The sequence below is a fragment of the Phenylobacterium sp. genome (genome assembly GCF_035309685.1).
Taxonomy (GTDB): domain Bacteria; phylum Pseudomonadota; class Alphaproteobacteria; order Caulobacterales; family Caulobacteraceae; genus Phenylobacterium.
The window spans coordinates 143831-154949 of sequence record NZ_DATGEX010000019.1; the positions used below are offsets into that span (position 1 = coordinate 143831).

Consider the following 11119-nt stretch of genomic DNA (forward strand, 5'->3'; position numbering starts at 1 on the left):
CGGCTGACGCGCAAGGAGATTTCCATGAGCACTGTGAAGGTCACCGACGAATCCTTCGAAAAGGACGTCCTGCAAGCTGCCGGCCCCGTGCTGGTCGACTTCTGGGCGGAGTGGTGTGGCCCCTGCAAGCAGATCGCGCCGGCGCTTGAGCAGATCGCCAACGATCTGGGCAATCAGATCACCGTGGCCAAGCTGAACATCGAGGAAAGCCCGACCACGCCCTCGCGCTACGGCGTGCGCGGCATCCCCACCATGATGCTGTTCAAGGACGGCCAGATGGCCTCGATGAAGGTCGGCGCCATGCCCAAGCAGAAGATCCTGGAATGGCTGAACGAGGCCGGCGTCGCCGCCGCGGCCGCCTAGGACGTCACCATCACTGAGAATTGAGCCGCTCGCGCCCACCGGCGCGGGCGGCTTTTCTTTGGTGGCTGAGCCGGCCTCCCTCGCTAGGTCGGCCAGGTCTCCGGGCTCATGGCCAGCACCTCGCCGGCGAAGTGCAGGCCGCCGCAGATCAGCACGTGCGGCGCGGGGCCTGCGCCATCCAGCGCCTTCCTCACTCCTTCGGTGACATCGGCCACCGGCTCAGCGGCAAGCCCCGCCTGGCGCGCCGCCTCGGCCAGATCGCCGGCGGTGGCGGCGATGTCGCTGTCGAAGGTGGTGGTGAAGACCTTGGGCCGCATCTCGGCGAAGGCGCGGAAATAACCCTCGGCGTCCTTCCGCGCGAACATCCCGGCCACCAGGACCAGGGGCCTGGGATCCCGGTCCACCAGCCGCGAGGCGGCCTCGGCCAGCGCGCGGCCGGCGTGTGGGTTGTGGCCGCCATCCAGCCAGAGGTCGGAGCCCCGCGCCTTGGCGAGGGCCGCCAGCGGACCCTTGGTCAGGCGCTGGAACCGCGCCGGCCAGACGGCGGAGGAGACGCCCCGGCCGAGCTCGTCCTCGCCAAGATCGTGGTTGAAAGTCAGCGCCGCGGCCACCGCCAGCCCGGCGTTGTCGAACTGATAGCCGCCGAACAGGCTGGGGGCCGGCAGGTCCAGCAGGCGGTCGGGCATCTGCACCATCAGCCGGCCGCGCTCTTCCCAGGCGTCGAAGTCGCGGCCCATCAGGAACAGCGGCGCCATGCGGTCGTCGGCCTCGCGCTCGATGGCCTCCAGCGCCTCGTCCGGCTGCCGGGCGACCACGGCCGGGCGGCCGCGCTTGATGATCCCGGCCTTTTCCCAGGCGATCTTGCCCAGCTCCGGCCCCAGCATCTCCAGGTGGTCGTAGTCGACGGGCGTGATCACGCTGACCGCCGGAGCGTCGAAGACGTTGGTGGCGTCGAACCGGCCCCCGAGGCCGACCTCCACCAGGCAGATGTCGGCGGGCGTCTCGGCGAAAGCCTGTAGCGCCAGCACCGTGGTGATCTCGAAGAAGCTGATCGGGGCGCCGTCGTTGGCGTCTTCCAGCCGGTCGGTGAGGTCCTCCAGCTGGGCGTCGGTGATCAGCGAGCCTGCGATCCGCACGCGCTCGGCGAAGCGCACCAGGTGCGGCGAGGTGATCGCATGGACCTTCAGGCCCTGGGCTTCGAAGATTGCGCGCAGATAGGCGACAGTGGACCCCTTGCCGTTGGTGCCGGCCACGTGGATCACCGGCGGCAGGCGCCGTTCGGGATGGCCAAGCGCGGCCAGCAGCCGCTCGACGCGGCCCGTCGTCAGGTCGATCAGCACCGGATGGTTGGCGCGCAGCCGCTGGATCACCGCGTCGGAGGCGCGGATCGGGTCGTGGTCGACGGTTGGGGTCACATCAGGCGGCGGTGCGTTGGGCGCGCCCCATCATCAGGGTCAGGAGGATCGAGCCCAGGACCGCCGGCAGCTCGGCGCGGGCGACGACCTTGTCCACCATGCCGCGCTCCTGCAGGAACTCGGCGCGCTGGAAGCCCGGCGGCAGGGTCTCGCGGATGGTCTGTTCGATCACGCGCCGACCGGCGAAGCCGATCAAGGCGTTGGGCTCGGCCAGATGCACGTCGCCCAGCATGGCGTAGGAGGCCATCACCCCGCCGGTCGTCGGGTCGGTCAGCACCACGATGTAGGGCAGGCCCGCGGCCTTGACCTCGTTCAACGCGAGCGTCGTGCGCGCCATCTGCATCAGCGACAGCGTGCCCTCCTGCATCCGCGCCCCGCCGGCGGCGGTGAAGATGACGAAGGGCACCTCGCGCTTCACCGCTTCCTGCGCGGCCTTCACGAAGGCCTCGCCCACCGCCATCGACAGCGAGCCGCCCATGAAGGCGAAGTCCTGCACCGCCACCATGGCGGGCTGGCCTTGGATATTGCCGTAGCCGATGGCCAGCGCGTCCTGCTCGCCGGTGGCCTTGCGCGCGCCCTTCAGGCGGTCGGGATAGGATTTCACGTCCGGGAACTTCAGCGGGTCGTCGGCGATCACCGGCGAGGCGATCCGCTCGAAGACCCCGTCGTCGAATGTGTAGCGCAGGCGCGCCGCGGCCCCGATCCGCATGTGGTGGCCGCTGGGCGTCACCCACAGGGCGGCTTCCAGGTCCGGGCGATAGATCATCTCCCCGGTGTCGGGGCACTTCACCCAGAGGTTTTCCGGCGTCTCGCGCTTGGAGAAGGCGTTGCGCACGCCCGGCGCGATACGCGACAGCCAGCCGGTGCGTTCCTTCGGCGGACGCTCGGGCTTGTCGTTTCGTTTCTCAGCCATCGCCATGGTTCTAGACCGTCGCCATTTCTAGCTCGTCGCCTGACCGGTTCGCGCGGAGCGCACAGCCTTAGCCAGGGAATTTGCTTTGGAAAGAACCCGCGTGGTCACGTCTTCGTTCATCTCCACTGCTTCGGCGATTTCGTCCACAAGCGCGGAGCCTACGACCACCGCATCGGCTACCCGGGCGACCTCCGCGGCCCGCTCGGGGGTGCGGATGCCAAAGCCCACGGCGACCGGCAGGCCCGACGCCCTGCGGACCCGCGTCACATGCGGCGCCACGGCTGCCGCGTCGGCCTCCTTGACCCCCGTCACGCCCGCCACGGAGACGTAATAGACGAAGCCGGAGGTGCGACGGACGATGGTCTTGAGGCGTTCGTCGTCGCTGGTGGGCGTCGCCAGCCGGATCAGCGAGACGCCGGCGGCGTCCAGGGCGTCGGCCAGCGGCCCGGCCTCTTCGGGCGGGCAGTCCACCACGATCAGCCCGTCGACCCCGGCCTGGGCGGCGTCGCGGGCGAAGGCCTCGAAGCCCCGGCTGATGACCAGGTTCATGTAGCCCATCAGGATGATCGGGGTGGTCGTGTCAGCGCTGCGGAAACCCCGCACAAGGTCCAGCGTGCCCGCCAGCGTCATGCCCTTGGCGAGCGCCCGCTGCGCCGCCCGCTGAATCGGCGGTCCCTCGGCCATGGGATCGGAGAAGGGAAAACCCACCTCGATCAGGTCCGCGCCCGCGCCCGGCAGACCGGCCAGAATCTTCCCCGCGGTCGCCGCGTCGGGATCGCCGGCCATGACATAGGCCACGAAGCCGGCGCGGCCTTCCGCCTTCAGCGCGGCGAAGCGCGCGTCGATGCGAGACGTGCTCAAATCTGCATCCCCAGGTGCGCCGCCACTGTCGCCACGTCCTTGTCGCCGCGCCCGGAGAGGTTCAGCACCACGATCCCGTCCTTGCCGACCTCCTTGGTGACCTGGTCAAGCCGCGCCAGCGCATGGGCGCTCTCGATGGCCGGCAGGATGCCCTCCAGCTCGGCGCAGAGCTTGAAGGCGTCCAGCGAGTCCCGGTCGGTGGCGGTCAGATAGGTGGCCCGGCCGACGTCGTGCAGCCAGCTGTGCTCCGGCCCGATCCCCGGATAGTCGAGGCCGGCGGAGATCGAGTGCGCCTCGGTGACCTGGCCCTCCTGGTCTTGCAGCAGGTAGCTCAGGGAACCGTGCAGCACGCCCGGCCGGCCGCCGTTGATCGCCGCGGCGTGGCGGTCGGTGTCGACGCCCTCACCGGCCGCTTCGACGCCGTAGAGGCGCACGCCCTCGTCCGCCAGGAACGGATGGAACAGGCCCATGGCGTTCGACCCGCCGCCGACGCAGGCCACCAGCGCGTCCGGCAGCCGGCCTTCGGCCTCCAGGATCTGCTGGCGGACCTCGTGGCCGATCACCGACTGGAAGTCGCGGACCATCTCCGGATAGGGGTGCATGCCGACCACCGAGCCGATCAGATAGTAGGTGTCGTGGACGTTGGTGACCCAGTCGCGCAGCGCCTCGTTGGTGGCGTCCTTGAGCGTCGCCGAGCCGCTGGTCACCGGCCGCACTTCCGCGCCCAGCAGGTTCATGCGGAAGACGTTGGGCTTCTGCCGCTCGACATCCACCGCGCCCATGTAGACCACGCAGGGCAGGCCAAAGCGGGCGCAGACGGTGGCGGTGGCGACCCCGTGCTGCCCCGCGCCGGTCTCGGCGATGATCCGGGTCTTCCCCATCCGCATGGCCAGCAGAATCTGGCCCATGCAGTTGTTGATCTTGTGCGAGCCGGTGTGATTCAGCTCCTCGCGCTTCAGATAGATCTTCGCGCCGCCGTAATGCTTCGTCAGCCGCTCGGCAAAGTAGAGCGGGCTCGGGCGCCCGACGTAGTGCCTTAGATAGCCGCCGAGCTCGGCCTGGAAACCTTCGTCCGCCTTGGCCGCGCGGTAGGCCGCGTCCAGCTGATGCACCAGCGGCATCAGGGTCTCTGGCACATAGCGGCCGCCAAAGGCGCCGAAGCGGCCCTCGGCGTCCGGATAGGCGCTGTAGTCGTTGGGACGAGTTGTGGTGTTCACTGGGGCGCTTTTTGGGATGCTTGCGGGTCGCTGGCTTTGGCCGCTTCAGGCGCGTTTGGCGGCGTCGAGGAACGCGGCGATCAAGGCGGGGTCCTTTAGTCCGGGACCGCGCTCCACGCCAGAGGAAACGTCCAGGATAGGTGCGCCGGATTGCTGCACAGCTTGGGTGAGGTTCCAGGGATCGAGGCCGCCGGCCAGGAACCAGGGCCGCTGGAACCGGCGCCCGGCCATCAGGGTCCAGTCGAAGGGGACGCCCAGGCCGCCGGGACGTTCGGCGTCCTTGGCGGGCTTGGTCTCGAACATCAGGTGCTCGGTCACGGTCTCATAGTCTGCGGCCGCGGCGAGGTCGGCGGCTTGCGAAACCGGCAGGACCTTGACGATCCCGGCGCCGGTGCGCTGGGCGATGGCGCGGGCGCGGGCCGGCGTTTCCCGGCCATGCAGCTGGATCAGGTCGGGCTGCAGGACCTGGGCGATCCGGTCGGCCTGCGCGTCGTCGGGATCGACCAGCACCCCCACGATCCTGGCCTTGCCGCGCGCCGGCTGGGCCAGCCGCCACGCCGCGTCGGGGGCGATGTTGCGCGGGCTCTTTTCGAAGAACATGAAGCCCAGGAACGACGCGCCGCCGTCGAGCGCCGCGGTCACGGCCTCGGGCGTGCGGATTCCGCAGATCTTGGCTTGGACGCCCATGGGTGCGGATTAGGGGGTTAGGCGCGCCTGCCGCAAGGGCGAAGACGTCCCCAACCCTCAGATCAGGCGGCCTTGGTCAGGACCACCGAGCCCTCCAGCATGATCGAATTCTTGGTGGCCTGCGGGAAGGCGGCGTCGAAGCTGTCGAGGATGGCGTTGGCCCAGTCCGGCAGGGCGAGCGTGTCGAGGCCGCTGCCCAGCCGCAGCTGCACCATGGCGACGTCGCGGTAGAGGCTCGCGTGGTTGTTGTGCGACAGGAACTGCACGCTCTCGAAGCCCGCGTTCTTCGCCATGCCCTCCATGAGCTCCCGCGAGAACAGCCACTTGTCGTCGAGGTCGGTGAAGCCCGGCGCGCGCCAGTCGGGCGCGGTCCGCGCGGCGATGTCGCCGATCATGGCGCGCAGCACCTTGTCCGCCTGCGGTTCAAGCGGATCGTTGCGCAGCGCCGCCTCCGCCAGGATCCGCTCATAGGCCAGCCGGATGAGGCCATAGCCGTCGAAGGGCTCGAAGAAGATCGCCTGGCCGCCAGGCTTCAGGGCGCGAAACGCGGCGTTCAGCCCCTGCGCCGGCCGCACCAGGTGGTGCAGGATCGAGGCGCCGGTCACCAGGTCGAACCGGTCGGCGAGCACATTGGTCCCCATGGCGTCCATCACCACGCAGACCACCCGGTCCGAGAGGCCCTGGGCGGCGGCGTAATCGGCCAGCATGAAGAGCAGGTCGCCGGAAAGGTCGCTGGCCAGCTGCCGCGCGCCGGGGAACAGGTTGAAGCAGGGCACGATGGAATTGACGCCCGAGCCCGAGCCCATGTCGAAGATAAGCGGCGCATCCGGAATCTTCAGATCGAGCTTGCCGATGGTCTGCTCGAACAGACCCTGGAAGTGCGCTGCGTTGGCGTAGCGGGCGTGGTACTCGCCGGCGTTGGCGGTGAACTGCTCGGAGATCTGGCCGGCGATGCGGTCCGCCTCGATGCCCCAGACCGTGGCGGCGGGATCGGGGCGCTGCGCCAGTGGGACGAGCTTGCGGGCGAACAAGCCCGCCGCCCAAGCCGGCGGGGCCTGCGAATCTGAAAGGGCTACGGCTTCGGACATCCCGTCCTCGAAACGCGAAATGAGACTTATAGCTGCCGGCCGCAGCCTAGGCCGCTATTTCTTCTTGGCCCGGCGGGTCGGCGTGGCCTTGGCGACCGCGGCCTTGACCGCCGCCGGCGAGCCCGTCGTCGGGCGGCCCCCCTTCAGGAGGTCGCGGATCTGGGTCAGCAGCAATTCCTCCGCGGTCGGCGCCGGCGGGGCCTTGGGCGGCGCCGCGGCGTCCTTGCGGCGGATGGCGTTGACGCCCTTCACCAGCAGGAACACCACCCAGGCGACGATGACGAACCGCAGCAGGGTGTTGAAGAACAGGCCATACTGCACCGCCACCTCGGCGGCCTTCTTCGCCGGGTCCGCCGCCTTCAGCACCAGCTTCATCTGCGAGAAGTCGAGGCCGGCCAGCAACAGGCCGACCGGGGGCATGACGATGTTGTCGACCAGGCCCTTGACGATATCGTTGAAGGCCGCGCCGATGATCACGCCGACGGCCAGGTCGATGACATTGCCGCGGGCGATGAACTCGCGGAATTCGCCGAATATGCTCAGCTTGATCTTCACCGGCTCACTCATGACACAGCTGCTCCTCTGACAATGGGAGTCGTCGGGCCTAATCGTCGGTGAGGTTTAGCCGCTCTCTGAGTTCCTTGCCGCTCTTGAAGAACGGCACGTGCTTGGCGCGCACGTCGACCGGTTCGCCGGTGCGCGGGTTGCGCCCGGCGCGGGCGTCGCGCGAACGGACGCTGAGCGCGCCGAAGCCGCGCAGCTCCACCCGGCCGCCGGTTTCCAGCGCCTGGATCATCCGCTCCAGCACCACGCTGACGACGCGCTCGATGTCACGTTGCGTCAGGTGCGGATTCTCTTCGGCGAGTTTGGCGATGAGCTCGGATTTGATCATGCGGCCCCCAGGAACCGGCGTGACCATGGGCGAGTCCGCCTTTGTATTCAAGGCGTAAAAAGGGTTTACGCGTCCCAATAGTGACGCTTGTTCACTTGAGGCCCCTACAACCTGTGGACGTAGGCCGGTCAGGACCCCGCCGCGGCCGACGCCTGGGGCGGCGCGCGCACGAAACTCTCCACGTCGCGTAGTTCGCGGATCTGGTGATTGGCGGCCATGGCCTCGGCGGCGGTGATCTCCATCACCACCGAATGGCGATCCACGGTGAAGCTCGCGATGTCGCCCTGGATGCCGCTGCCAGACGCGATCTCATAGCCGGCCACTTTCACGATCCCGTTCTGCCCGCGCACGCTGAAACCCTTGCCGCCATCGGGCAGCACGATCTCGGTGCGGCTCTTCGTATAGGACGGGTAGGGGATGGCGAACGGGGCGGACGGGTTGGTGGAGGCTTCACGCTTGGGGAACGGCCGGGGCGCCGCGCCCGTGCCGACGTGGAATTCGCGCACGCCCAGATCCTGGTTCTTGTGCCAGTCCATGTCGTCGGTGCCACTCATCTCGATGGTGAAGAAATCTCGCGCCGGATCATCGCGCCAGCTCACCTGCTCGACCTCCATGCCGCCGGCCGGATTGGAGTACTGCTGGCGCAGGCCGCGCTCGAAGTCCGCCCGCGGCGTCCGCGCCACCAGTGCGCGCGCCTGGGTGGCCAGGATGCCGGAATAGGTGATGCTGATTTTCGCTGTCGCCAGCGTCTCCAGGCCCTTCGAGGCGTCAAGGTGGATGACGGTATAGATCTCCGGCACGGTGATCTGCGGTTCGACGATCTTTTCGAGCGTCGCGCCGCCTATGCGCGCCGGCAGGCCCCAGCGATAGGGCGGCGGCTCCATGGATTTCGGGTTGGTGTCACCCACCCGGGTGCCGTCCAGCCAGTAGGATTGCTCGCCGATCCTGGCGCGCACCAGCACGTGGTTGAAGGCCGCCAGCGACGGTGGCAGTTCGTCGATACCGTCCCCGGCCCCTAGGTTCACCAGCACCGGTTCAGCGTCGACGCCGAGGTTCTTGAGCAGGGCCAGCAAGAGCGCAGTCTTGGCCTTGCAGTCGCCGAAGCGGCGCGCCCAGGTGTCATCAGCCTCGGCCGGAACATATCCGCCCTCGCCCATGCCGATGAAGAAATACCTGGTCTTGTTCTCCACCAGCTGCAGGGCGGCAAAGGTGCGTTCCTTGGGATCCTTGGTTCGGGCGGCGATGGCGTCGGCTTCGGCCTTAACCGGCGAGGTCGCGGCCACGGTGGACGCCTTGATGTAGAGCGGGGCCATCAGCTTGGAGATCTCGTTCCAGCTCTGGAAACTGGTCGCCTGCACCTGGCCCACGCGGCGGAAGCGCAGGGGCGCCCCGATCGGCGCCTTGGGCGCCTCGGCGTTTGTCTTGTCCAACGCCAGAAGGGTTCGCCCGTCGCTCGTCGTGCTGATCTTCGGTTCGCCGAAGCCCGGCAGGGCCTTCCAGTCCACCTTCTCGCCCTTGGGCCAGGAGATGGTGGCGCGAAAGCGCCCGGCGACGCCTGGGAAGGAGAGCCCGTCGCTGGCGAAGGAATGGCCCTGCAGCACGGGATCGGCGTGGGTGCGGGTGTAGGAGAAATCGACAACGTCGCCGGTCTGCAGGCCATCGACCTGGCGCGAGGCGGTGATCCGCCCGTCCAGGCTGGCCTGTTCCAGGTTGGTCTCGCGGCGCAGGACCAGCATGGCCTTGTGGTCGGCCAACAGGTCGATGACCTGGTCGCCGCGGATGATTTTCAGGGTGTGGAAGGTGACGGTCTCGGTGTCGGGGCTCCAGATCGTGCCCAGGGATTTCACCTGAGTCAGGCCTTCCGGCTTCAGAATCTTGAAGACGCTACGGCTGTAGAAGGCGTCGCCCGCCGGATCGAGCCGGCTCTGATGGTCCTCGACCAGGAACTGGATCGCCGGCGCCCCCTCTTCCGGCGGCGGCGGTGGGATCGGCGCGACGTCGACCCAGGGCGCGGGCGGCGCATAGGCCGGCTGATCCGCCGCGGCGGCGGACAGGGCCACGGCGGACGCCGCCAGGGCAGATGAAAGCAACAGGCGCAAGGACAAGCAGAAGCTCCTAACGCGCCTCAGGCCGGCGCACGCCGCTACGATAGGGCGACGGGGTAAAAAGAAAACGGCGGACCGATCGCTCGGCCCGCCGCTATCTCGCCTAAGCTTCGAAGAGGTCGAAACTTAGTCTTTTTGGGCCTTCTCGCGGAGCGCCGCGCCCAGGATGTCGCCGAGCGAAGCGCCGGAATCCGACGCGCCGAACTTCTCGATGGCTTCCTTTTCCTCGGCCATTTCCAGGGCCTTCACCGACAGGGACACGCGGCGCGCGGCCTTGTCGACGTTGGCGATCTGGGCGTCCAGGCGGTCGCCGACGGCGAAGCGCTCGGGGCGCTGGTCGGCGCGGTCGCGAGACAGGTCCGACTTGCGGATGAAGGCCGTCATCGGGGCTTCATCCTCTCCGAACTTCACCTCGATGCCGCCCGAGGTGATCTCGGTGACGGTGACGGTGACCGTCTGGCCCTTGCGGTAGGTGTCGCCCTGCATCGGGTCGCCGGCGAGTTGCTTGATGCCGAGCGAGATGCGTTCCTTCTCGACGTCGACGTCCAGCACCTTGGCCTTGACCATGTCGCCCTTGTTGTACTTGGCGATGGCTTCTTCACCCGGCACGGCCCAGTCGAGGTCGGACAGGTGCACCATGCCGTCGATGTCGTTGTCGAGGCCGATGAACAGGCCGAACTCGGTGGCGTTCTTGACTTCGCCCTCGACCGTGGAGCCGATCGGGTGAGCGGCGACGAAGGCGTCCCACGGATTGGCCATGGCCTGCTTGAGGCCCAGGCTCACGCGGCGCTTCGACGGATCGACGTCCAGCACGACGACTTCCACTTCCTGCGAGGTCGAGACGATCTTGCCGGGGTGGACGTTCTTCTTGGTCCAGGACATTTCGGAGACGTGGACCAGGCCTTCGACCCCGGCTTCCAGCTCCACGAAGGCGCCGTAGTCGGTGATGTTGGTGATCCGGCCGGTGAACTTCGCGCCCACCGGATACTTGGCTTCCACGCCGTCCCAGGGGTCGGACTGCAGCTGCTTCATGCCGAGCGAGATGCGCTGGGTGTCGGGGTTGATCTTGACGATCTGCACCTTGACCGTGTCGCCCACCGCTAGCACCTGGCTCGGGTGGTTGACGCGCTTCCAGCTCATATCCGTCACGTGCAGCAGGCCGTCGATGCCGCCCAGGTCCACGAACGCGCCGTAGTCGGTGATGTTCTTGACCACACCTTCGCGGACTTCGCCCTCTTGCAGCTGGGAGACCAGCTCGGTGCGCTGTTCGGCGCGGGCTTCTTCGAGGATCGCGCGGCGCGAGACGACGATGTTGCCGCGGGGCCTGTCCATTTTCAGGATCGCGAACGGCTGCTCGCGGCCCATCAGCGGGCCGACGTCGCGGACGGGGCGGATGTCGACCTGCGAACCCGGCAGGAAGGCCGAGGCGCCGCCGAGGTCGACGGTGAAGCCGCCCTTCACGCGGCCGACGATGGCGCCCATGACCGGCTCGTTGCGCTCGTAGACGGCTTCCAGGCGGGTCCAGGCTTCCTCGCGGCGGGCCTTGTCGCGCGACAGGACGGCTTCGCCCATGGCGTT

Annotated in this window: 11 protein-coding genes; 1 reads left to right on the forward strand and 10 read right to left on the reverse strand. The window is 68.2% G+C overall.

What is annotated here, in order from left to right; genetic code table 11:
- Positions 1-24: 24 nt before the first annotated feature.
- Positions 25-363, forward strand: coding sequence for a thioredoxin (gene trxA, locus VKQ35_RS06320; protein WP_324359675.1), 339 nt, complete (start codon positions 25-27; stop codon positions 361-363).
- Positions 364-446: 83 nt separating this feature from the next.
- On the opposite strand, the gene VKQ35_RS06325 is transcribed toward trxA, so the two are convergent.
- From VKQ35_RS06325 to rpsA, 10 genes are all read right to left on the reverse strand, one after another.
- Positions 447-1778 (reverse strand): folylpolyglutamate synthase/dihydrofolate synthase family protein, encoded by a 1332-nt coding sequence (locus VKQ35_RS06325; protein ID WP_324359676.1) that lies wholly within the window; start codon positions 1776-1778, stop codon positions 447-449.
- Position 1779: 1 nt separating this feature from the next.
- Positions 1780-2697: an acetyl-CoA carboxylase, carboxyltransferase subunit beta gene (gene accD, locus VKQ35_RS06330; protein ID WP_324359678.1), complete on the reverse strand. Its 918-nt coding sequence runs from the start codon at positions 2695-2697 to the stop codon at positions 1780-1782.
- A gap of 21 nt (positions 2698-2718) precedes the next feature.
- The gene (gene trpA / locus VKQ35_RS06335; protein ID WP_324359680.1) at positions 2719-3552 is read right to left on the reverse strand and encodes a tryptophan synthase subunit alpha; all 834 of its coding nucleotides are present in this window, start codon (positions 3550-3552) and stop codon (positions 2719-2721) included.
- Positions 3549-4769, reverse strand: coding sequence for a tryptophan synthase subunit beta (gene trpB, locus VKQ35_RS06340; protein ID WP_324359682.1), 1221 nt, complete (start codon positions 4767-4769; stop codon positions 3549-3551). Before trpB ends, trpA begins: the two co-directional genes overlap by 4 nt.
- Positions 4770-4814: 45 nt before the next feature.
- Positions 4815-5456: a phosphoribosylanthranilate isomerase gene (locus VKQ35_RS06345; protein ID WP_324359684.1), complete on the reverse strand. Its 642-nt coding sequence runs from the start codon at positions 5454-5456 to the stop codon at positions 4815-4817.
- Positions 5457-5518: 62 nt separating this feature from the next.
- Entirely contained in the window at positions 5519-6544 is a 1026-nt protein-coding gene (locus VKQ35_RS06350) for a class I SAM-dependent methyltransferase (protein ID WP_324359685.1), read from the reverse strand.
- Positions 6545-6598: 54 nt separating this feature from the next.
- Positions 6599-7087, reverse strand: a complete 489-nt coding sequence (mscL, locus tag VKQ35_RS06355) for a large-conductance mechanosensitive channel protein MscL (RefSeq protein WP_324359695.1) — start codon at positions 7085-7087, stop codon at positions 6599-6601.
- A 61-nt stretch (positions 7088-7148) separates the two neighbouring features.
- Entirely contained in the window at positions 7149-7436 is a 288-nt protein-coding gene (locus VKQ35_RS06360) for an integration host factor subunit beta (RefSeq protein WP_324359687.1), read from the reverse strand.
- A gap of 128 nt (positions 7437-7564) precedes the next feature.
- Positions 7565-9496 (reverse strand): DUF3857 domain-containing protein, encoded by a 1932-nt coding sequence (locus VKQ35_RS06365; RefSeq protein ID WP_324359689.1) that lies wholly within the window; start codon positions 9494-9496, stop codon positions 7565-7567.
- 171 nt (positions 9497-9667) lie between these two features.
- Positions 9668-11119, reverse strand: a 1452-nt coding sequence (gene rpsA / locus VKQ35_RS06370; RefSeq protein ID WP_324359691.1) for a 30S ribosomal protein S1, incomplete at its 5' end; no start/stop codon positions are given.

Excerpts from the sequence above, each read along its gene's own strand:
- trxA (WP_324359675.1), top strand. The coding sequence starts at position 25 with ATGAGCACTGTGAAGGTCACCGACGAATCCTTCGAAAAGGACGTCCTG.
- accD (WP_324359678.1), bottom strand. The coding sequence starts at position 2,697 with ATGGCGATGGCTGAGAAACGAAACGACAAGCCCGAGCGTCCGCCGAAG.
- VKQ35_RS06345 (WP_324359684.1), bottom strand. The coding sequence starts at position 5,456 with ATGGGCGTCCAAGCCAAGATCTGCGGAATCCGCACGCCCGAGGCCGTG.
- VKQ35_RS06350 (WP_324359685.1), bottom strand. The coding sequence starts at position 6,544 with ATGTCCGAAGCCGTAGCCCTTTCAGATTCGCAGGCCCCGCCGGCTTGG.
- VKQ35_RS06360 (WP_324359687.1), bottom strand. The coding sequence starts at position 7,436 with ATGATCAAATCCGAGCTCATCGCCAAACTCGCCGAAGAGAATCCGCAC.